This is a genomic window from Streptomyces mangrovisoli (assembly GCF_000974985.2).
Taxonomy (GTDB): Bacteria; Actinomycetota; Actinomycetes; order Streptomycetales; family Streptomycetaceae; genus Streptomyces; species Streptomyces mangrovisoli.
Genome location: NZ_LAVA02000016.1, coordinates 137,045 through 158,536, shown reverse-complemented (window position 1 = coordinate 158,536; position 21,492 = coordinate 137,045). Strand labels below are relative to the sequence as shown.

The window sequence follows — 21,492 nt, the reverse complement described above, 5'->3', positions numbered from 1 at the left end:
CGCGCTTGAGCTTCCTCGTGGCAGCGGCTCGGTGGCGATCAACGCCCTTTTCCGTCAGGGCTGGTCGCGGGAGCGGATCAGGGACTGGGAGTCTCTTCGGGAAGTGCGAGGTCCGGCCAGCCCCGCGTGAGCCCGAGGCGGCCTGATCGCAAGGCCTCACGCTGGTTGACGGCCCAAAGCTCCACCTGGTCGGTGGAGTCCGCGAGGGACCGGTCCGTGGTGTCGATCACCTCGGTGGACCAACGCCGGTCGGTGGCGGTCCAGTCGGTCCAGCGGCCCCAGACCATCTCGGACCAGCTGTCGTCGGTGATGGCGTCGGGCCGGTGCCGGGGGTCCTGGGCGTGCTTGCGATGCCAGTCGGCCCAGCCGAGAAACGCTTCGACGGCCGGTGCGTCCCACCGGCCCGGATCACGTTCGGTGAGTCTGCGGCGCCTGACCTGGTCGGACACGTCGACCAGACACACCGCGATTCCCTCCAGCAGCGGTGCCGAGGGAACGGCCAGGATTTCACCGAGCGGAGACTGCCCGGTCAGGAGCAGGTCGAGCCCACGCCGCTGGTACTCCAGCGCGCGGCACAACCACATCTCGGTCGTGCGGTGCCGCCAGACCCGGTCCGCATCGTCGGGAACACCGACTTCGTCGAAGTCGTGCACGACGAGCCTGTCGAGCCGTGCAGCCAGGGCACGAGCGATAGCGCTCTTCCCCGAGCAGCTGGAGCCCGTCAATGTGAGCAGCACCCGCCCACACTGACAGACCACTGCTGGGCACTCCACGCCGGCCTCAAAGCCCGCGGCCGGAAGGTGCCGGCGCTGGAGACCGCACGACGCGTCATCGGCCGGCGGGCCGTCAGAAGTCGTACGGCTTCTTGACGTTCCAGTTCAGTACGTCGGCCTCGTTCCAGGTGAACTGCTGGTTCTGGCCTTTGCTGACGACGGAGTAGAAGGGGCCGCGACGGCCGTCCTCGCCGCGCAGCGCGAAGGCGAGCGACTGGGCCGTGTGGTTCTTGGAGCCGTAGTCGAAAAGATTCACCGCGCTGTACACCGTGCCTCCGGGCTGCAACGTGATGCGCTTGTCTCCGCCCGGGGCGTCCTTCTTGGAGTGCGGCAGCGCGGTGTCGTCGGACTTCCAGTCGAGCACCACGGCCGGGTAGGAGGTGACCCAGCAGGGCTTGGTGCCGTCGTTGACCGCGGTGAGCAGCAGGTGATCGCCCTGCTCGCCGGCGAACCGGTGCACCGCGGTGACCAGCATCTCGTCTCCGCGGCACTGCCGGGCGAGGGCCGTTGTGCTCTTACTCGCGGTCGTCGACGCCCCGGCCGCGGCGGTCGCCGAGGGCGCCTCTTCCTTGGTGTCACCGCTGCTGTCGGCCTGCGCCGTGCTGCCCTTGGTGTCCCTGTCGGACGCGGACGGGCTCTGGGCGGTAGCCGGGCTGTGGTCGCCGCCCGCGGCCTTCGAGGAGTCGCCGTCGGCGCCGCCACAGGCGGCCAGGCCAAGCGTCAGCGCGGCAGTGACGGCGGCCAGAGCGGCGGTACGGGCGGTACGACGGGCACGGTACGTGGTCATGATGAAAGCTCCCCCATGGTCTGCCAGGTCGCGGCGCCTCCCTTGCTTTCGCAAGACGGGCAGCCGCATCGGCTGTTTCGCTACAGCTCATGAGATGACGCCGGGACGAGCATTGTTCACCCTGCTTTGTCCGCATTCAGTAACAAGGCAGCTGCACCCAGACGCGGCGGCGACAGTCGCCGACTCCTTCCGCCTCCCACAGGCCCGAGCCCGCACCGAGCGACGCGACACCGACCGACGAACCGTCCGCTGAGACGATCGCCGGCACAAGGGTCATCCCCCGACGAAGCTCACCGTCTCCGCCATGTCCGCCCGCCCCGTACGCGGCTGCGGCGCCCCGTCCTTCTCGAATCCCACCGAGACACCGCAGAACAGCACGAGTCCGTCCTCAGCTCCGACTATGTCGCTGACGGTCTCGCGATACATCGTCCACATCACCTGCGGGCAGCTGTGCAACCCTTCCGCCCTCAACAACAGCATGACCGTCTGCAGGAACATCCCCGCGTCCCCCCACTGTCCGGGGCCCATCGTCCGGTCGAGGTAGCAGAACAGGACGACCGGCGCCCCGAACGCCTCCGAGTTCAAGGCGGCGATCTTCGTGGGCCGGGCGGGGTCGTCGCGCTCGATTCCCAGCGCTGCGTACCGCTGGGCGGCCGCGGCCGCAAAACGGTCCAGGAAGCGTGGGGCCAGTTCGGCCGGGTACATCGGATACTCCCGCTCATCACCCGGGTCTCCCGCCAGCGCCCTGGCCGTCGCACGTCTCTTCAGCTCGGCCAAAGGCTCACCGGCCACGACATACACCCGCCACGGCTGGAGATTCCCACTCGACGGAGCCTGCGTCGCCGCCGCCAGCACCCGCTCGAGCACCTCCCTGGCCACCGGCTCACCACTGAACGCCCGCACAGCCCTGCGACTGGCCACGGCCTCATACACATCCACGCCTTGTCGTCCTCTCAGTCCATGACGGGCGGCGAAGACACCAGGATGACCACCGCGCCCGGCGAACAGGCCGGCATGGAACGCGGCTCCGTCCAATGCACCCACCGCTCGGGGCCGGGATCAAAGGGCGCGGACCTTGCGGGACTGGCCCGGCGTAGATGGAGCGCCGACCGCGCCACGGGAAGCCGGGTGTGGATGGCGGCCTGCCTCAGCGGCTCGACGGCCGATTCCGCCGTCCCCAGCCAGATCGCCCGATACCCGAACGGTCAACGTGAGCGCAGCGGCGGGCCTTGCACCACCGACCGGGTGTTCCGGGGTCAGACCTGGCGCCAGGAACGCAGTCTCTCCGCGATGCCGTACGAGTCCAGTCGCAGCCCGCGGATGTCGTAGATCAGCTCCCGCCAGACCTCGAATTTCGTGTCCACGCGCTCGCCGGAGGCCTCGAGGTAGGCGATGGCGATGCCGTAGCCGTACATCTCGTTGCGGGCAGGGAGCGGTCGCAGGAGTACACATTCCTCGAGCATGACCGCGGCCCGCCAGAAGGCGTCCGGATGGTGCTGGTCGTGCCGGGGCGGATCGACTCGGTGGCGCTGGGCCAGGCCGACGAGGATCGAGAAGTCGTTGACGGTCAGGTCGTCCCGGAGGATCTCCTCCTGGCGCTCCAGGAACCACCGGTAGTCGACGTGGACGACGGGAGGCACAGGTCAGGCCGCCCGCGAGGTGTCCTGCGCGACGGGCGGCAGCCCCCCGAACTCGGCGTCGAAGGCGTCCATGACGCCGGGCTCGCGGATCGCGCGGCGGAACGCGGCGGTCGCCGTCCGAAGCGCCCGCTCCTGCTGCTTCTCGCCGGCGAGCTTGGCGAGGTATGCCTTCACGGACAGACCTTCGGCAGCGGCGAGGCCCTGCAGGGTGTCCCGGGTGTCCGTGTCGACCTTGACAGTGGTTTCAGCCATACCCGCAGTATCCCGCACGGTATACGCGACGCGCTACCTGTTCGCTCCGGCGAGCACACACGCCGGCACCGACCATAGGGGAAGTCGGCCGGTCAGCTTGTGCCACGACAGGGCGAAGGTGCTTCCTGCCGATGCTGGTACCAGCACGCGTCGATCTCACGCCCGTCACCCAGGGTGAAGTGTGCCGGTCCTGGCGCAGGGGTGAAGCCGGCTGCGGCGAGTGCTCCCGGGACGCGTCGTTCGTCGCTTCCGCGCCTGCTCGTACGACCTTGAGGCCGAGATGCCGATGACCGAGCTGAGCGGCCGCGCCGAACAGTTCGGCGCCCAGTCCATGCCCACGGTAGTCCGGGGCCAGCCAGCCACCGACCTCGCCGGTTTCCAGGCTCGCGCTCGTCGCGCCCGCGTATCTGCCGTCGGCCGCATGGACTGCGGTCAGCCGGGCGAACCGCTCGGCGGACTGCTCGAGCTTCCTCATCATCTTCAGGCGGTCATGGGCCTCGAAGCCCGACAGGTCGTCATCCGCGCGCATGGACAGCAACACCTCTCGCGTGCCCTCGTCCCGCACAAGCTCCTCAGCCCTGGACCCCAGCCAGCGCTGCGCCTCGGCGTCCGATCCAGCCGCGGCAGAGGCCATCACATCCAGGGCGATGAGCGGCGTGTAGAGGAGCAACCGCTCGCTGCGCAAGACGTGCCGGCCCTCACCACACCTGCCGCGCACAGGTGGATGAAGGGGTCCCGCAGACCGGCGAAACATCGCTTGCCACTTCTTCATACCCGCCCCCAGGAAGAAGACCGCTTGCCGACCATCACTCACGCCGCTCGCTCCACCAACTGTAAGCAGCTGTGGGAGCTGCGTGCCCTCACCTCGGTGTCCAGACTCCGTCCGGCTCCCCGCGGTCCGCGAGCCGCAGGGCCTCAGCCGCCCGGCTGAGGCCCGCCGGATAGGGCAGCGACGCTGCCAGGTCCGCGGCGCCGGTCAGGGCGTTCCGCGCCTCGGCCGTCTTGCCGAGCCGGAACAGGGCCGCCCCCAGTACGACGCCCGCTTCCACCTCGGCCAGCAGTTCCCCGGCCCGGCCGGCTCGCGTCGCTTCCGCGCGGGCGCGGCGTTGCGACGCCTCGGCCCGGCCCGACAGGAGTTCGGCCCAGGCGGCCAGCACGGGCAGGTCGTCCTCCGCGCCGGACAGGGCGGCCAGCGCCTCGTCGGGACGGCCGGCGCGCAGGGCGAGTTCGGCGCGTCCGGCGCGTACCTCCTGGCCGGCCTGCCGGTCCCGGGGTGCCGTGGCCGCCGCCCCTGCCCGGTCGAGGAGTCGGGCCGCTTCCTCGACGGCCCCGGTGTGCAGGCGTACCTGGGCCAGGGTGGCCAGTGCGTACGGGAAGCACCAGGCGTCGTCCTGCTCGGCGCCGCGCACGGCAGCCTCGGCGAGCGTGGCGGCTGTCTCCGGTTCCTCCAGCAGCAGGCGCAGTTCGGCCAGGTTGGCTCGTTCGAAGGCGGCGGAGGTGGGGTCGCCGGAGCGTTCGGCGAGGGTGAGGGCGCGCTCCCCGAGGGAGACCGCCTCGTGCAGCCGTCCGCCGCGGCGCGCGTTCTCCCGCAGGGTCGACAGCACTGGGACGATCATGGTCGGGTCCCCGGAGGCCTCGGCCGGTCCGAGCGCCTGGTCGGCCGCCTCGCGCGCCTCCTGGAAACGGCCGGCCAGGGCGAGGTTGCGGGCCTGGACGACGAAGGAGCGGGCCTGGAGCGCCATACCGGTGGTCCCCGGTACCAGCCGGGCGGTCCGCAGCGCGGCCAGCCCGGACGTGTACCCCTCGTCGTACCGCCCGCGCACCCCTCGTACCAGGGACAGGGCGAGGTGGTGGCGGGCGGCGGGGCCGGGCGCCGTGGACTGCGAGGCGGGGTGGGCCCGCAGGACGTCCAAGGCCCGGCCGGTGTCGCCGGCCTTGGTGAGCGTGTCGGCCAGGTGGGCCGCCGCGAGCACCGTGGCGTCGTGGTCGTCCCGTCGTACGAAGTCGGCCAGCGCCTCCGTCAGGACTTCCGCGGCCTCCCCGAAGTGGCCCATCCTGCCGAGCACTTGGCTGTGCGCGACCCGGGCGTGAGCGGCGTCCACGTCGAGCCGGGCGACCAGTTCCCGGTAGTAGCGGTCGGCGGTGTCGTTGGCGTAGAGCGCGGCGGCGCGCTCGGCCGCCCGCCGGAGATATTCGGCGGCGCGCGGGTCGTCGGCGCGGGCGAAGTGCGAGGCCAGTTCGTCGACGGCGTCGGGGCGGCGGCGCAGGACCGTCCGGGCGAAGGCGGCGTGCAGCTGGCGTCTGCGGACCGTCGTCAGGCGGTCGTAGCAGGTGAGGCGGACGACGGGATGGCGGAAGGCGATACCGGCCTCGGGGCGGCCGTCCACGATCACCTGGCGTTCCTCGACCAGCGAGACGGAGATGGCGCGTTCGAGGGCGTCGGCGGCGGCCGCTCCGGAGACCTGCGGGCGCAGTCCGTGTTCGGCCACGTCCAGCAGGTCGGAGAGCGCGGCCTCGTTCCCGGCCGCGGAGAGCGCCTCGACGACCCGCCGGGTGTTCGCGTCGAGCCTGCCGAGCCGCCCGGCGACGAGTTGTCGCACACTCTCCGGGGCCGCCGCCTCGGTGCCGGGCTGCGCAAGGGGCAGGCCGCGGGCCAGTTCGACCGCGAAGAGGGGGTTGCCGCGCGAAAGTTCCCACACGCGGGCGAGCCCGTCCGCGCCGTCGGCACGGTCGATCTCGCCGGGCAGGGGGTCGTGTCCGCGGTCGCCGACGCCCGGGTTCAGGGCTGCCGTCGCCGCGTCGCGATCCCCGCCCACCTCGCCGGCGCCCGCAGCGCCGGAGGAGGCGAGGGCGTCCGCCGCGACCGCGAGGCACGCCTCCCGGTCCAGCCGCCCCACCTCCTCCCGGACCGCGAGTCCGTGGCGCAGCAGCGCGGTCAGACCGGTGCGACGGGGGTCGTCCTCCGGCAGCTCCTCCTCCCGGCAGACGACCAGGAACCGCAGCCGGGTCCCGGTGTCCGACGCCCGACGGGCGAGATGGCCCAGCAGCTGGAAGGAACCGGTGTCGGCGGCGTGCAGGTCGTCCAGCACGACCAACACGGGGTGCGCGGCGCACAGTTCGCCGAACAGCGCGGCGGTGCCGGCGAACAGCCGGTCGCGCTGCTCCTCCGGACTGCGTTCGGTGCCGTCCCCGGTACGGCCCAACGCGGGCAGGATGGCCGCCAGTTCGGGATGCTCGGCGCCGACCAGGGCGCGCTCGCCGGCGTCGCGCCCGGCGAGCCAGCCGTTGAGCGCCTCGGCCAACGCCCCGTACGGGGTGTGCCCTTCCGCGTCGTGGCCGCCGCCCCACAGCACGGCCGCCCCGGCACCGGCCAGCCGCCGTGAGGCCTCCGCCGCCAGCCGTGTCTTGCCGACTCCGGCCTCGCCGGTGAGCAGCCGCACCGGTGGCCCGTCGGCACCGAGCAGCCGCGTCAACAGCGCGTCCCGGCCGCGCAGCGGTGTGCCCTGCCGGCCGCGGAGCACGGCGGGCAGGGCCGGCGCGGCGGGGGCGGAGGCCATGGCCGTGGGCCGGGGCGCCAGTGCGGCGCGGTGCAGCCGCTCCGTCTCCGGGCCCGGCCGGACGCCCAGTTCGGCGTCGAGGACCTCTCGGCACACGTGGTACTGGCGTACCGCGCGGCGCCGCAGCCCCTGCCGGATGTACACCTCCATGAGGACGCGATGCGCCAGTTCCTCCGCCGGACTGGCCGCCAGCACCTGCTCGGCCGCCGCGGCCGCCTCCGGTACGGCGCCGCGCTCCAGGTGGGCGGCGGCGAGCCCGAGCAGCAGCTCCTCGCGGAGCCGGGCGAGCCCGTCGCGGCGCGGCTGGGCCCAGGTCGCGTACCGGTCCTCGGGCAGCAGCTCTCCTGCGAACTCCGCCAGGGCGGAGGCCAGTTCGCCGGGGTCCTTGGATTCCAGCGCGGCGCGGGCCGCCGCTTCGGCGTGGTCGGCGTCTATCCACACCGTGTCCGGGTCCAGCCGCAGCATGGCCCCGTCCGCGACCAGGTAGGAGGAGGCGGCGCGGGGGGCGAGTTCGGGTTCGAGGGCGCGGCGGGCGGCGTGGAGAGCGACCCGGAGGCTGCCGGCCGCGGCCTGCGGGTCCGCGTCGGGCCAGCAGATGTCCATCGCCTGTTCGCGGTGGAGGGCGTGTCCGGGGACGACGGCGAGGAGCTTCACCAGGGCGCGGGCGCTGGGGCGGGGCCATCTTTCGGACAGCGCGGGGCCAGTGTCGCGGGTGGCGCGGAAACTGCCGAAAAGGTGCAGGCGCAGGACGGGTTGGGCGGCGTTGCCGGGTTTCGTGGTGCGCCGCTCGTTCATGAGGGCGCCACTGTAACCGAGCGATCTGAGACGCTCGGTCAGGTGGGTGGTCTCGAGACCCCCCGGGGATCGCCCGGGGGGTCCCGGTCTCGGATCCTCAGGACGCGGAAGAGGTCACGTCGGAGGGATCCGGGTCAGGAGAGCTTGTACGTGGACACCTCGTGGATGGAGCTGTTCGCGATCAGGTAGCCGCCGCCGAGGCTCTCCGCCATCTCGTTGGTGCCGCGGTCGTCGAAGTTGAGCGTGACGATCTCGTCCACGCCGTCCCCGTCGAAGTCGCCCGTCGTGTAGTTGCGGGCGCCTCCCTCGGTCGCGGTCTTGCCGAGGTAGGCCGGATAGGCATCGTCACCGAGCAGTTCGGACTTGTCCCAGAGGTAGATCCCGCCCTCCGAACCGGTGATGCCGACCTGCTGTCCGCCCGGTCCGGTGACCAGTCCCGCGTTGTGGGTCGTCGGGGTGAAGATCACACGGGTGTCCGCCCCGTCGGCACCGAACCCGTAGACCGAAGCCGTGCCGGCCTCGGCCAGCGACCCGTTCACGTCGAAGTAGTTGCTGTGCGTCCACAGACCACCGGTGGTCTGCTGGTGCACCACCTTGCCGGTACGCCCGTCGCGGATCTCCACGTAGTTCTCGGTGCCGACGACGTTCGTGTTGCGGATCTGCTCGTCCACCAGCCAGGTGTAGACCACGGCGTTGCCGTCGGCGTACGGGATGCTGGTGGAGGTGTACGTCGCGTTGTCCAGGTATCCGCCGCGGATGCCGCTCAGGGCACCGGCCGGAACCTCGGGGGCGGCGTCCCAGCCGACGGCCCCGGTCGCCCCGTCGAGCTGGAGTGCCTTGTTGACGGGGGTGTCCAGATCCAGGGCGTCGGCGCTGGTGTACTGGGTGTACACCTTGCCGCCGCTCACCGAGGGGTCGCCGAACAGGACGTCACCGGCGCTCGCGGGCGCGGAGTACGACCACAGCGCCTTGCCGTTGCCCTTGTAGACGTGCAGCGAGTCGGTGGGGACGAGGATGTCCGCCTTGCCGTTCCCGTCGACGTCGCCGAGGACGACCGAGCGGACGTACTGGCCGCCGCCGTCGATGGTGGCGAGGGTCGCGCCGGTGGCCGAGTCGAGCACGACCACCGCGCTGTCCGCGGCGACGACGATCTCCGGGGTCTTGTCCCCGGTCACGTCGGCGGTCTCGATGGCGTGCACCGCGCCCGGCAGGGTCGCCTTCCAGAGCACCTGCGGCTTGCCGTCGACCAGCGAGGTGCCCTTGTAGGCCCAGATACCGTTCGACTGCCCGCCCTCGACCAGGTCGTCCTTCTTGTCACCGTCGACGTCGAGCGTCTGCGCGTACGCGATGTCGCCCTGGAGCGGGGTCAGCTGCTCCTGGGTGCCGTCGGTGAGGCCGTAGGTGCGGACGTTCTGGTCGGTGTCGACGACCCGGATGTGCTTGCCGCCGGTGTCCTTGTAGACGTCGGCGAAGACGGGCGAGGCGGTGGCGCCCTTGGTCTGCCAGGCCACCTTGCCCTTGGCGGTGAACACGGAGAGGGTCGCGTAGCGGCCGCCGGCGTTCTCGGCCTTGCCCAGATCCGTATCGTCCTCGCCGGCAGCGACCAGCTTGTTGCCGGTCACCTCCAGCTTCCAGGTGCTCGGGCCGTCCGCCCCGTTGTCCGCGCCACGCTTGGTGGTGGACTGCCAGAGAGCGGTCTCCGGGTCGTCGCCGCTCAGCACGCGGATGGTGCTCGCGTTGACGAACAGGTCGTCGGTGAGCGAGGACTCGCTGACGACGTACTCGTCCCCGGTGTCGCTGGTGAGGTCGCCGACGGTGAACGCGGTCGGCAGCACGTTGACCCTGCTGGACAGGGTGGTGCGGCGGCCGTTGTCCAGGTCGTAGGCGACGACCTCGTAGCGGACGCCGTCGGTGTAGTCGGACTGCTCCACGGCCACGAGCTGGTCGCGGCCGGTGTCCAGGCCGAGGTGGCGGCTGTAGAGGGAGCTGTCGGCCTTCCACACGACCGAGCCGTCGTTCATGTCGACGACGACCGTGTGCCCTTCCGAGCCGTTGGTGTCGCTCTTCTCCACGTCCCAGGAGACGGCAGCCCTGCCGTCGCCGAGGTCCTGGACGGCGGCCCAGTTGGAGTAGGCGGTCGTTCCCGTGTCGTAGCTCCAGGTGCTCGACGGAGTGAGCGCGCCGTCCTCGTAGCTGAACCGGGTCGAGGTCAGCTTGGCCGAGCCGGTGGTCGTGCCGTTCAGCGAGGGCGCGTCGCCGACGAGGAGTGCGCCGTCGACGACCTTCACCAGCGACGCGTAGGCGTACACCTTGGAGTACAGCGTCTTGCCGGTCGCGCCGTCCAGGACGGTGACGATCGTGCCCCTGGTCAGCGTCGAGTTCGGCAGGTCGACCCCGACGGCCGGGCTGAAGCCCAGGTTCGCCGAGAAGACGACGTCGGGAACGCCGTCGCCGGTCAGGTCGCCCGTGTCGTAGCCCTGCCCGGAGTTGGCGGTGAAGGGGCCGACCGCGTTGAAGCCCATCACGATGCGCGGCGGGTAGAACTCGGTGTCCCAGGCGCGCAGGAACTTGACCCCCCAGTCGGAGTACAGCGAGGCGGAGTCCCGGCTCCACTGCTCGGTGCCGTCGGCGGCGGTGCGCGAGACGTGGCCGAGGCTGTGCAGGGTGAAGTAGTCGCCCTTCTTGTTCCCGACCGGGATGGTGGTGCCGTAGCCGCGGACACCCTCGACCTTGGACGTCCGCGTCGTGGTGATCTTGGACGCGGCATCGGTGGAGGAGCCGTCGGACGCGGAGCCGTCGCTCGCGGAGTCGTCGGACGAGGTGTCCGAGGACCCGGTGGCGGCATCCTGGGCGTCGTCGCCGTAGACGTCCGTCTGCACCCGCTCCGCCAGCGCCTTGCCCTCGGCGCTGGTGAGCTTCATGCCCGTGGAGTCGGTGTCGGCGGCGAGGGCCTGCGGGGCGAAGCTCATCGCGAGGCCCGCCGCGACCAGCATGGAGGCGAGCCGCAGGGCGCGCCGGGAGGCTCGGTCTCTCATCACTTCTCTCCCTGCGTGAAGGTGACGGCGGAGGAGGCGCTGACGACGGACTGGTTGTACGCGTACTGCAGGCCGTCGGTGCCGGTCTGGTTCTCGATGCCGATGGTGGCGCTCGCGCCGCGGTCGTCGACCGTCTTGTACTGGAGCGTCACCGAGCCGGTGGCCTCGTCGAAGACCGCCTCGAAGGTGGCGCGGTCGGCGGAGCCGTCGGCGTAGGCGGCCTTGTTCCAGATGATCGCGAACTGCCGGTTGCCCTTGGCGCCGGTGGTGGCCGTCTGGACGGTGGACTTCTTGTCGAGGACCAGGTCGTCCCAGAGGGCGGCGATGGTGCCGTTGGGGCGGGCGGCGGTGGGCAGCGCGGTGTTGGCGTAGTCGCCGATCCGCGGCTCCAGGAAGTTGATCAGGCCGTTGGTGGTGATCGAGGCGCTGGTGTAGGAGACCCCGTACAGGCTGACCGCGAAGGGCAGCGAGACCGTGGTGGCGTCCTCGTCACCGCTCAGGGACACGTCCGTGGTGCCCTTGACCCACGAATAGGTCGCCGGGGTGCAGGAGTTGCCGGCGGAGTCGGAGAGCGCCGGGAGCTTGATCTTGGCCGTCTCGTCGCCGTCGACGACCAGGCTGCCGCTGTAACTGCCGTTGCAGAGCTTCGGGTCGGCCGGCGTCACGGAGAGGGTGTAGGTGCCCTCGGCGACGTCGGACAGCGTGAACGCGCCGCTCGCGTCGGTGGTGACGGGGTTGACCGGCGTGCCTTCGACCGTGACGGTCGCCTTGGACAGCGGGCGGCCCTGGACGTCCAGGACGGTGCCGGTGACCTTGTGCGAGGTGACCGCGTCGAGCGTGAAGTCCTCGGTGAGCTTCTGGCTCTCGGTGATCGCCACGTCGGTGAGGGACTTCGAGGAGTAGCCGTAGCCACTCAGCGCGAAGGAGTAGGTGCCGGCGGCCAGGGTCAGGCGGTAGGCGCCGTCCGAGCCGGTCTTGACGGTGCGGGCGGTGCCGACGGCGTCGGTGGCCTTGACGCTGATGCCGGACAGGGCCTTGCCGGTGGCGGAGTCGGTGACGGTGCCGGTGACGGTCGCGGCGGTGTGCGGGGCCAGTCCGACAGAGGCGTAGATGTCGAGCTTGCCCTCGCCCCAGACGTCGTTGCTGTCGGAGGTGCCGCCGCAGTGCGTGTCGTCCACGTTCCGCGCGCCCTCGTTCAGCAGCGCCCGGGTGGCGTCGATGTCACCGATGAGCGAGGGTGCCGCCGACCACAACAGGGCTACCGCGCCCGCCACATGGGGTGTCGCCATCGACGTACCGGAGATGGTGTTGTACGTGCTGCCCGGCCAGGCCGAGCGGACGTCGACGCCGGGAGCGGAGATGTTCGGCTTCTCCGAGCCGTCGACCAGGGACGGGCCGAAGCCGGAGAACGAGGCGATCTTGCCGGAGGAGTCGTAGGCGCCGACACCGTAGGACGGGGCCTGGGAGCCCGGGGCGTGGGTGGTGGAGCAGGTGGTGCCGTCACCGTCGTTGCCCGCGGCGAACGCCTCGAAGATGCCTGCCGAGTTCCACGCCTCGACGATGTCCTCGTAGAACGTCGTGTCGCCGCCGCCCCAGGAGTTGTTGACGATGTTCGGCGCCATGTCGGGGCGCGGGTTCTCGCCGTTGGAGTCGGTCGGCGCGAGGATCCACTGGCCGGCCGCGAGCAGCGACTCGTCGGAGCAGGAGTCCGACTCGCAGCCCTTGGCGGCGATCCAGGTCGCGCCGGGCGCGACGCCGATGCCGTTGCGGCCGACCATGGTGCCCATGGTGTGCGTGCCGTGGCCGCTGTTGTCGCAGGGCGCGGACGTGGCGCACTGGCCGGTCGCATCGTAGAAGTTGTAGTCGTGGGTGAAGGTGCCGTCGCCGTTGTTGCCGCGGTAGTTGGCGACCAGGTCGGGGTGGTCGTACTGGACGCCTGTGTCGACGTTGGCGATGACGATGCCCTGGCCGGTGTCGTCGTACTCGTCCCACACCTTGTCGGCCTGGATGTCGGAGACGCCCCACTCGGGGGTCGACGTGTCGTCGGTGCCGGCCGACTGGACCGCCTTGTCGACGGCCTTCTTCGTGGCGTCCTGGGTCTCGACGTTGGTGGTCCGCGTCTCCAGGTCGTCGAGCTTGTAGGTGTGCTCCTTGACGATCTTCTCGACGTCCGAGCGCGCGGCGAGCTCGTTGACCAGGTCCTGGTCGCCGGTGACGTAGACGGCGTCGGCGATCCAGTAGTCCTGGTGACCGACCTTCTTCTTGTCGAGGAAGGAGTCGATCGAGGTCTGGCTGTCCGTCGCGGTCTCGCGCAGCGCCTTGTACGCGGCCTTCGCCTTCGCCGCGTGCGACTTCTTCTTCTTGGCGCCGGACAGGTCGGCCTGGTCCTTGAGGACGACGAAGAACGAGGCTTCGCCGCCGTCCTGGACGGCCTTCTGCAGGGCGGTGTCGACCTTGGGCGAGGTGTCGTTGCCCGCGGCCGCGGCGGGCAGCGGGCTGGTCAGCAGAACGGCCGCGGTCACGGCGGCCGACGCCCATGCGGCGGATCTGCGCCGGGGGTGGCGGGGCAGGTGCATCCGGGTGCTCCTCCTGGGACGGAAAGGGAGGGCACGGACGTTAGGAGGAGGCCGTTACTGAGCCATTACCGGAGAGCCGGGGTCGGGTCGCCGGGCGGGAGGCAGGCGGCGGTGCGCCGCCGGTTCAGGTTGTTCAACCGGGGATGTGCGGCAGTGGACGCTCGCTTCGGGCAGCCACGGGATTGCCGGTCGGTATCCCGTGGCTGTGCCCGCCTGCCGTGCTCGCGTGTCAACCCGTCCGGCGTGCTCGTGGAAGCGCCCTCCCCGATGGGAGGAGGCCGTCGGCGGACGCGTGAGGAGTGCGTCCGGACGGGCGCGCGGGCGAAGAGGCGGACGGGCGCGCGGGCGGAGAGGCGGACGGCCGGACACGCGGGCAGATCGGGTGCGGGCGGACGGATCAGTGTGCGGGCGGCGGGGCTTACCGCCGGGGCCGGGAGACCGCGTGACGAAGGATGCTGGACGTTGCCTCCGCGGTCGTACGACTCATCCCAGCGCCACCACCACGACGCTCTGCTTCCCGTCGGGGGCGTCGTAGCTCACCGTGTCACCGGCGCGGTGGCCGAGCAGCGCGTGGCCGAGCGGGCTGTCGGCGGTGACCACCCCCTGGTCGGCCTCCGTCGCCATCACCGCGATGTGCAGGTTCTCCACCGCACCGTCCGCGAGGCGCACCGTCACCGTGCTGCCCACGCCCGCCACGTCGGTAGGAGGCGCGCCCGACTGCGCCGCCTGCTGGAGGCGCGTGGTGATCGCCGTGATGCGGGCGTCCAGGCGCTCGACGTCGTCGGCCCGCTGCAGCTCGTCCGCTGCGTCCGCGCTGTCGCCCGCGATGTCGTCGCCACCCAGTGTCGCGGCGACCGTAGCGCGTTCGCTGCGCAGAGTGGCGAGCTCCTCTTCGAGGGCACGACGGGAGGCGTCACTGATCGGTTCTGGCTCGCTGGACATACCGGATCCTCGGGAGAGGGAGTTCGTGCAGCTCCGGAACACCGGATCCGACCATCGTAGCCGCGGTGCACCAGGTCAGCTTCTCGGCCCGGACGACGCCGACCGGGCTGCCCGAGCCCCACCGAGGGGTTTCGAGGCGCGGACGCACGCTGTTCTCGTCAAGTGTCGCGACGGGGCGGGGTCGGGTCGAGATAGACGAGTCTGACCGCCGGGATCATCGCCCGGAGGCGGCTCTCCGCCTCCTCGCAGGCCCATTCGATCTGGTCGGCCGTGGAGTCGTCCTGGAAGTCGACCTTCGCGGCGACGAGGATCTCCCCGGGACCCTGCACGACGGTGGTCAGCTCAAGCACCTGTTCGATGTGCCGGATGGAGACGAGTTCCCGGCGCAGCGCGTCGCGCAGCGGGCCGGGCAGCGCGCGGCCGACCAGGAATTCCGTGTTGGAGCGGCCGAGGACGACCGCGACACAGACGAGCAGGATTCCGATGAGGATCGACGCGACACCGTCCCACACGCCGGAGCCCGTGAGTTGTCCGCCGAGAAGTCCGAGGGCCGCGAGCACCAGGCCGACAAGTGCCGCCGAGTCCTCCATGACGACCGCCTTGACGGCCGTGTCGGGCGTGAACCGGAGGTAGCGCAGGGTCGGGACGCGGAAGTGCTGCGCCCGGCCCGTCGCCTGCTTGAGACCGGTGCGCAGGGAGAGCCCTTCGAGGAGAAAGGCGACGGCGAGCACGATGTAGGAGACCGTCGGATCGCCCGGGTTCTCGTCCTGCGTCAGCGCGTGGATGCCGTCGTACAGGGCGAACACCCCGCCGCCGACGAAGGTGGCGACGGACGCGAGCAGGGCCCAGATGTACCGCTCGGGGCCGTAGCCGAGCGGGTGGTCCTCGTCCGGCGGCTTCTTGCTGCGTTTGAGGGCCACGAACAGGAGCGCTTCGGTGATGGTGTCGGCGACCGAGTGCGCGGCTTCGGCCAGCATCGCGCTGGAGCCGCTGAGCAGACCGGCGACGGCCTTGGCGAGCGCGACGCCGAAGTTGGCGGCTGCCGCCACGACGACGGTGAAGGTGGAGCCACCGGCCCCCGGACCACTCAGGGAGCCCACACGGGCATCGAGAACGGGACCGGCAGGACCTGGTTCCGCCGACGGATTCCGCGACGGTTCAGGTGTGCCCTGGGTGTTCATAACGGGAGAATATGCCGCCGCCGCCCGGTCTCCGTGCAGCCTGGTGGCCGTGACCGGCGAGGCGGCGAGGCGGCGAGGACGTACAAGGATTCACCACGCAGTCCACGCGGTCCACGCAGCGATGACAACCGGCAGCGAACTGTTCGGTCGGCCCACGGGCCGACTGCCGTTCTGATCAACTTAGCTGTCACCGTCGGCCTGACGACGCCGAGCCATCACGCAAAGGGGCGCAACCACAGTGGATTTGCTGGACGACGTACTGGCCGACAACGAATACCCGGGCCGCGGCGTGCTGTGGTGCACCACCGGCGACGGCACCGCACTCTGCGCCTACTTCCTCACCGGGCGCAGCCCCGCCTCCCAGGCCCGCACCCTGCGTCTCACCGACGCAGGCGAACTGGTCGTCGCGCCCACCGACGCCGGCGAACACGACCACCTCCGCCACTATGTCGCCGCCCGCCAGAGCGCGAACTGGCTGGTCTTCGGCAACGGAGAGCAGGTCTCCACCGTGGCCGACCGGCTCGCCCGCGGACAGGCTCCGCTCCTGGCGCTGGACGGACTCGACTACGAACCCGACCCGCCGATCTTCACTCCCCGACTGACCGTGGTGACGGACACGGAGGGCCGCCAGGCCTGGTTCGGCGCCGCCCGGCACAGCGCCGGGGACCGCACCGCCACCAACCGGCTCACCCTGCACGTCAGCGACCTGGCTCCCCACGGGGGAGTGCTCATGACGACGTACCGCTCGAACGGGCAGGAGGTCGCCACCGGCGCCCCGTTCGCGGAGATCCGCACCACCGCCGAGACCCGCACCGACCTTCTCGACCAACTGTGGTCGGCGCTGCCGCCTCACCTCCGCATCGCCGCAGCGGTCTTCACACCCGGGGACCTGGCAGGTGCCGACATCCGGCACCGGCCGATCATCGGTCGATGCGCAGGGTCAAGGTAGCTGCCTGCGCCGTCTCATAATCTGCGCCCATGACCACCGAGGAGTACCGGCTGAGGAAGCCGTGGTCGACGAGTTCGGCCACGAGCCGGGAGTCCGTGGCCCCTCGAGGATGCGGACCGCCCGGGAGAGCACCGAGTCGGGGTGTGGTGTACGGCTACGTCAGCGGTCCCGACCGATTGCAACAGGTGCACGATCGGCGCCGGGGCGCGGCCGCCGCGGTGCGCCTGGCGGGACTCCCCGCGATGGCTCGGACTGAGGGTGCCCGACGACATCGCCGTGATCGGCTACGACGACATCGAGTTCGCGGCGTCCGCGGTCGTACCCCTCACCTCGGTGCGGCGCCCGGCCGTCGCGCTGGGCCATCAGGCCGGCCGGCTGCTGATCGAGGACACGGCGTCGGACACCGTCCACGAGCACGACCACGTCGTACTGCAGCCGGAACTGGTCGTGCGCCGGTCGACCATGCGGTCGCCGGCGCACTGAAACCCGACCCGTCACAGGCTCTCGGGGGCGGGGGAAGCCACCGGCCGGGCACCCCGGCGCGTCAACGGCACCAGCACGGCCGCGACCAGCGCCGTCAGCAGACCGAGCACCCCGACGGCAGGGGCCAGGGTGCCCAGGCCGCTCTTGCCCGCCAGCAGGACCAGCGGGCACAGGAACTCGCCGAGGAAGAACGCCGCGGTCCACAGGCCGGTGCCGCGTCCCCGGTCGGCGAAGTCCAGCCGGGACAGGGCCAGGGTCAGCAGCGATGGCAGCAGCAGGCCCGTACCGACGCAGTTGACGACCGCTCCGACGACGAGCACGGCGACGTGGTCGGTCGCGGCCATCAGCAGGAAGCCGGCGGCGCACAGCAGGAAGGTGGCGGGCAGGCGGCGCAGCGGGCGGGCGTCGAGCCGGGTGAAGAGCACCGACCCGGCGACCGTGGCAGCGCTGGCCAGTGCCGTCACCCCGCCGACCACGCCCGTCGACGTCACGCCCGCGTCGTCCAGCAGGTAGGACATCTCCACCGGCACGGTGTAGAAGACGATCGCGCCGAACACGGTCAGCGCGCAGATGCCCGCGAGGCGTCGTACCGGGAACGGGCGGGGAACGGTCTCCTCCTGTTCGCGGGCCGCGGACCGGGGCACCGGCAGGGTGCGGGCCATGACGGGGGCGAGCAGCAGCCCGATGGCGTACAGCCAGAACGGGGCCTTCCAGCCGGCCGATCCCATGGCACCGCCGAGGACGAAGAAGACCGTGGCGGAGGCCGACGCGCACATGGTCTGCAGGGCGAGATAGCGGTCGCGGACCCGGCCGGTGTAGTAGTCGCCGATCAGGGTCGTGCAGCAGGTCATGATGGCCGCTTCGGCGATGCCCACCAGGACGCGGCTGAAGAGGATGGCGTACAGCGAGGACAGCCACAGCGGCGCGGTGCCGAACAGGGCGTACAGCACGGTGGACACGACCAGCAGCCGTTTGCGGCCCAGGCGGTCGACGAGCACTCCGGCGAACGGGGCGAGCACCGCCAGGGACAGCGCGGGGACGGTCAGGACGAGCGGGACCAGGGCGGCGCTGCCGTCGGCCGAGTCGAAGTGGTCCTGCATCCGGGGCAGGACGGGCGCGATCAGGACGGCGCCCAGGATCGGCAGGCAGCTGCCGGCCATCAGCAGCAGGGCGGGCAGCCTGCCCCGGACAGAGGGCCGCCCGTCGCGGTCGGAGGCGGGCGGGGCAGCGGAAGCGGGCATGGCGACACTCCGGACGCAGGGCGGGAAGGGAGCACCGCATCGCGTGACGGCCCGGCGCGCGGACGTCTTGTGACGTCGCGGGACGGCGCTGCGGTGTGCCACGACTATGCGGTGCGGGTGACGGTCTGCCCAGACCCCGGGTGATCCAAGTTGCCGATGGCGCCGATCCGGACGCTGGATGGTGCCGTGGAAGAGACTCGCCGCATGGTTGCGCGCACGGCGGGGGCCGGTCGGCAGCACCCCTGGGCCGGTCAGCCGGCCTGCGGCAGCGTCGCCCCGACGCGTGCGGCCGTCTCCCGCAGCCAGATGTGTGCGGCGTCGTGGGTGTGGACGGGGTGCCACCACATGGCTTCCCGCAGGGGTACGGCCTCGTAGGGCGGCTCCATCGCACGTACCGCCGTGATGGGCGCCAGCAGCCGTGCCAGGCGCGCCTGGACCAGGGCGATGCGGCGCGTACCGGCGACGAGCAGGGGCAGCGACTGGAAGCTGTCGACGGAGACCTCGACCTGGGGTTCGATGCCGAGCATGCCGAGCTGGCGCACCGCGGGGGCGTCGTAGGTGCGCTGGTAGGTCACCCAGGGAAGGTGCGCCAGGTCCTGGCGGGTGAGCTGCTCGCCCACGTCGGGGTGGCCGTCGGCGACGAGGAAGACCCAGCGGTCGTCGTAGAGGTCGGTGGCGGGGAAGCCGCTGATCACGCCGTGCGGCATGAACAGACCGTCCGTGGCGCTCAGGAGGGTGGCGGTGTCGTCGACGACGGTCGTGGGGGTCTGGGAGAAACGCAGCCGGATGCCGGGAGCCTCGTCGTGCACGACCCGCGCAAACTCGGTGCCGAAGACGGCGACGGCGTAGTCGGAGGCGACCAGTCTGAACTCGCGGGTCTCCTTCGCGGGGTCGAAGTCCGCCTGGCTGGCGAAGAGGCGCTCCAGGACGTCGTAGGCGGTGGAGGTGCGGTCGAGGAGGACCTGGCCGAGGGCGGTGAGCTCGTAGTGGCCGCCGACGCGGGAGAGCAGTTCGTCGTCGAAGTGGCGGCGCAGGCGGGCGAGGGCTGCGCTCATGGCCGGCTGGCTGAGCCCGATGCGCTGCCCGGCCCGGGTGACGTTGCGTTCCTCGAGCAGGGCCCGCAGGGCGACGACGAGGTTGAGGTCGAGTCGGGCGAGGTTCACGGGCTCCCCTTGCGGTGCGGCGACACCATAAGAATAAACACAGTGGATGAGGCTCATCCACACAATCGATTTCCCTGATTGGAGGTGCAGGGTTCAGATTAGTCACATCGCCATCAGGAGGACATGTCCGTGAAACCTGAACCCGCGTCCGCCCTCTTCGCCGGACCGTTCGCTCTCGCCACCCTCTCCGCCCCGCACTCTGACGCCTTCCCCGCCCTGGTCACGCCCGACGGCCGGACCGTCGACCTTCGGGCCGCGCTGGGCATCGAAGGGCTTACCGTGCTGGGCGTCCTGGAGGACTGGCAACGGGTTCTGCCGCAGCTGCGCACGCTGGCGGCCAACCCCGACATCGCCGGCGTCCCGCTCGCGGATCTGACCGTGCACGCGCCTCTCGCGCCCCGCCAGATCTTCCAGTCCGGCGCGAACTACCGCCAGCACGTCATCGACCTGCACGTGGCCCATCGCGCCCCCGGGGACGACCGCTCCGAGGACGAACGGCGCGCGGAGGCCGCGGAGATCATGGACCAGCGGGCCGCGAAGGACCAGCCCTACGTCTTCACCGGGCTGCCCACCTCGATCACCGGGCCGTACGACGACGTCGTCCTCCCCCACTGGGCCCAGCAACCCGACTGGGAACTGGAGTTGGCCGTCGTGATCGGCCGGCCCGCGTACCGCGTCCCCGTCGAGACGGCCGCCGAATACGTCGCCGGGTACACCATCGCCAACGACCTCACCGACCGCGCCACCGTCTTCCGCCGCGACATGGCCGCGATCGGCACCGACTGGCTGCGCAGCAAGAACGCCCCGGGCTTCACCCCGCTCGGCCCCTGGATCGTGCCTGCCGGGTCGATCACCGACCCCGGCGACCTGCGCCTGACGCTGCAGCTCAACGGCGAGACCATGCAGGACGAATCGACCAAGGACATGATGTTCGGCATCGCCCGCCTCATCTCCTACGTCTCCCAGAGCGCCCGACTGCTGCCCGGCGACCTACTGCTGACCGGCAGCCCGGCCGGCAACGGCATGCACTGGGGGCGCCTGCTGCGCGACGGCGACGTCATGGACGCCGCCATCACCGGCCTGGGCACCCAGCGCACCCGGTGCGTCGCGGAGACGTCATGACCCAGGGCCCCGCCCTGAACCCGGCCGACCCCGAGGGCGCCATAGCCGCGGCCGCCAAGTCGTACTCCAACTGGGGACGTTGGGGTGACGACGACCGGCTCGGCACCCTGAACTTCCTCGACGCGGCCAAGCGCCGCGAGGGCGCCGCCCTCGTGCGGCGCGGCGTGAGCTTCTCGCTGGCGCAGTCCTTCGACATGGACGGCCCGCAGAAGGGCTGGCGGCGGCGCACCAATCCGGTGCACACCATGCTCGACACCGGCACCGACGCGGCGCTGGGCAACCAGGGCTTCCCGCACGGCATCGGCGGCGCCGACGATGTGATCGCGATGCCGCTGCAGTGCTCCACGCAGTGGGACGGCCTCGGACACATCTTCGACCACGGCTTCGCCTGGAACGGGCGCCGCGCGGACAAGGTCGTCACCTCCGACGGTGATCTCGTCACCGGCATCGAGCACATGGCACCGCATGTCGCCGGCCGCGGCGTCCTCCTCGACGTCGGCCGGGTCGTCGGCGAGGACGGTGAGCTCCCCGACGGATTCGCCGTCACCGAGGAGCACTTGACGGCGACGGCGCGGGCACACGGCGTCACCGTGGGCCGCGGGGACATCGTGGTCGTACGCACCGGTCAGCTGGCCCGCGTCAGACGCACGGGCTGGGGCGACTACGCCGGCGGGCCCGCGCCGGGGCTCTCGTTCACCACGGCCGGCTGGCTGCACCGCACCGAGATCGCCGCGATCGCCACCGACACCTGGGGATTCGAGGTACGGCCCAACGAGTTCGAGCACGCCTTCCAGCCCCTGCACCAGATCGCCATCCCCAACATGGGCCTGCTCATCGGCGAGATGTGGGACTTGGACGCCCTGGCCGAGGACTGCGCCGCCGACGGCCAGTACGCGTTCTGGCTCACCGCGGCGCCGCTGCCCATCACCGGCGCCGTCGGGTCACCCATCAATCCGGTCGCGGTCAAGTAGCACTCTTTCCGCAGCAGTTGAGGAA

The 21,492-nt window shown here is 71.3% G+C and carries 16 protein-coding genes and 1 pseudogene; 4 read left to right on the top strand and 13 right to left on the bottom strand.

What is annotated here, in order from left to right:
- Nucleotides 1-77: 77 nt before the first annotated feature.
- The 11 genes from WN71_RS08430 to WN71_RS08380 all read right to left on the bottom strand — a co-directional run bounded on the left by WN71_RS08430 (nt 78) and on the right by WN71_RS08380 (nt 15,538).
- On the bottom strand, nt 78-737 hold the full coding sequence (locus WN71_RS08430) for a hypothetical protein (RefSeq protein WP_046582084.1): 660 nt from the start codon (nt 735-737) through the stop codon (nt 78-80).
- Between the two features lie 109 nt (nt 738-846).
- A complete protein-coding gene (locus tag WN71_RS08425; RefSeq protein WP_046582085.1) occupies nt 847-1,560 on the bottom strand; it encodes a DUF4232 domain-containing protein in 714 nt (237 codons plus the stop codon).
- Between the two features lie 273 nt (nt 1,561-1,833).
- Nucleotides 1,834-2,499 carry a nitroreductase gene (locus WN71_RS08420; RefSeq protein WP_046582087.1) on the bottom strand — a complete coding sequence of 222 codons (666 nt, stop codon included), beginning with the start codon at nt 2,497-2,499 and terminating at the stop codon, nt 1,834-1,836.
- A gap of 317 nt (nt 2,500-2,816) precedes the next feature.
- Complete coding sequence (locus WN71_RS08415; RefSeq protein ID WP_046582089.1) at nt 2,817-3,200, bottom strand: hypothetical protein; 384 nt, start codon at nt 3,198-3,200, stop codon at nt 2,817-2,819.
- A gap of 3 nt (nt 3,201-3,203) precedes the next feature.
- Nucleotides 3,204-3,452 (bottom strand): hypothetical protein, encoded by a 249-nt coding sequence (locus tag WN71_RS08410; protein ID WP_046582091.1) that lies wholly within the window; start codon nt 3,450-3,452, stop codon nt 3,204-3,206.
- Complete coding sequence (locus WN71_RS08405) at nt 3,445-4,137, bottom strand: GNAT family N-acetyltransferase (RefSeq protein WP_167382902.1); 693 nt, start codon at nt 4,135-4,137, stop codon at nt 3,445-3,447. The genes WN71_RS08410 and WN71_RS08405 overlap by 8 nt, the downstream gene beginning before the upstream one ends.
- A 175-nt stretch (nt 4,138-4,312) precedes the next feature.
- Nucleotides 4,313-7,804 carry an ATP-binding protein gene (locus WN71_RS39625; protein ID WP_046582093.1) on the bottom strand — a complete coding sequence of 1,164 codons (3,492 nt, stop codon included), beginning with the start codon at nt 7,802-7,804 and terminating at the stop codon, nt 4,313-4,315.
- A gap of 134 nt (nt 7,805-7,938) precedes the next feature.
- Nucleotides 7,939-10,839, bottom strand: a complete 2,901-nt coding sequence (locus WN71_RS08395; RefSeq protein WP_046582094.1) for an FG-GAP-like repeat-containing protein — start codon at nt 10,837-10,839, stop codon at nt 7,939-7,941.
- A complete protein-coding gene (locus tag WN71_RS08390) occupies nt 10,839-13,415 on the bottom strand; it encodes a S8 family serine peptidase (protein WP_046582096.1) in 2,577 nt (858 codons plus the stop codon). Before WN71_RS08390 ends, WN71_RS08395 begins: the two co-directional genes overlap by 1 nt.
- 483 nt (nt 13,416-13,898) lie before the next feature.
- Nucleotides 13,899-14,357, bottom strand: a complete 459-nt coding sequence (locus WN71_RS08385; RefSeq protein ID WP_046582098.1) for a GreA/GreB family elongation factor — start codon at nt 14,355-14,357, stop codon at nt 13,899-13,901.
- Nucleotides 14,358-14,515: 158 nt separating this feature from the next.
- Entirely contained in the window at nt 14,516-15,538 is a 1,023-nt protein-coding gene (locus tag WN71_RS08380) for a cation diffusion facilitator family transporter (protein ID WP_079177727.1), read from the bottom strand.
- A 238-nt stretch (nt 15,539-15,776) separates the two neighbouring features.
- Between WN71_RS08380 and WN71_RS08375 the strand changes: the two genes are divergently transcribed.
- Entirely contained in the window at nt 15,777-16,487 is a 711-nt protein-coding gene (locus WN71_RS08375) for an IMP cyclohydrolase (RefSeq protein WP_046582102.1), read from the top strand.
- A gap of 249 nt (nt 16,488-16,736) precedes the next feature.
- A pseudogene (locus WN71_RS39620) lies at nt 16,737-16,970 on the top strand (substrate-binding domain-containing protein); the annotation flags it as partial.
- 11 nt (nt 16,971-16,981) lie between these two features.
- Here WN71_RS39620 and WN71_RS08365 read toward each other — a convergent pair.
- Nucleotides 16,982-18,211: an MFS transporter gene (locus WN71_RS08365; RefSeq protein ID WP_046582106.1), complete on the bottom strand. Its 1,230-nt coding sequence runs from the start codon at nt 18,209-18,211 to the stop codon at nt 16,982-16,984.
- 251 nt (nt 18,212-18,462) lie between these two features.
- Nucleotides 18,463-19,374, bottom strand: coding sequence for a LysR family transcriptional regulator (locus WN71_RS08360; RefSeq protein WP_046582107.1), 912 nt, complete (start codon nt 19,372-19,374; stop codon nt 18,463-18,465).
- A gap of 123 nt (nt 19,375-19,497) precedes the next feature.
- On the opposite strand from WN71_RS08360, the gene WN71_RS08355 reads away from it, so the two are divergent.
- Together WN71_RS08355 and WN71_RS08350 are read left to right on the top strand one after the other, a co-directional pair.
- Nucleotides 19,498-20,496 (top strand): fumarylacetoacetate hydrolase family protein, encoded by a 999-nt coding sequence (locus tag WN71_RS08355; protein WP_046582109.1) that lies wholly within the window; start codon nt 19,498-19,500, stop codon nt 20,494-20,496.
- The gene (locus tag WN71_RS08350) at nt 20,493-21,467 is read left to right on the top strand and encodes a cyclase family protein (RefSeq protein ID WP_046582111.1); all 975 of its coding nucleotides are present in this window, start codon (nt 20,493-20,495) and stop codon (nt 21,465-21,467) included. The genes WN71_RS08355 and WN71_RS08350 overlap by 4 nt, the downstream gene beginning before the upstream one ends.
- Nucleotides 21,468-21,492 lie beyond the last annotated feature (25 nt).